Annotated in this window: 1 pseudogene; it reads left to right on the top strand. The window is 37.1% G+C overall.

Features of this window, described 5'->3' with window-relative positions:
• Window positions 1-261 (top strand): annotated as a pseudogene (locus H5154_RS23130) (hypothetical protein); the annotation flags it as partial.
• Window positions 262-564: the final 303 nt, after the last annotated feature.

Here is a 564-nt window from a genome sequence, read left to right on the forward strand (position 1 = left end):
TTAAAATACCCTAAACATTATCGCTTTACCAAGCCTACTTTTTATGTAGGTGGTTCAAATCGTCAATGGGATTCACTGGCATACGCCACAGCCATGACCTTTATGGATACATCAATCCCGCTTGGTACACACTTATATCAATCAATAGAGCATTACTTCAAAATCGATAAAGATATAACAGAAAAGCACGGATTTCCTGAGGAGTTAAAACCCTATTTAGACCCAGCAGATTGCCAAGTTAACCGTCAGGAAGTGTGGTAATTAAAAGCTAAATCGCTCTTTAAAAATTTAAAAACTTGAACCTAAAGTGATGCATTTAATTGCTTTAGGTTTAGTTTGCAGCTTCTGTTAGTAGTGGCGTTGTTATTTTTCCAGATGGAAAATTAAGAAGACAGCCACCTTAAAATACGCGTACTTTAGAAATGGAATAACAATGACACCATCTTAATTTTTTAGTGACTGATTTATCAAGTGGGCAGGGTATACGGCTCGATTTAAATCAGCATAATTGCGCCGCCATATTTAAAGCGCTCAACACAACCAGAGTTACATTTAGACTGCGAG

It is taken from the genome of Pseudoalteromonas sp. SR44-5, from assembly GCF_014163675.1.
In the GTDB taxonomy this organism is placed as follows: Bacteria; Pseudomonadota; Gammaproteobacteria; order Enterobacterales; family Alteromonadaceae; genus Pseudoalteromonas; species Pseudoalteromonas rhizosphaerae.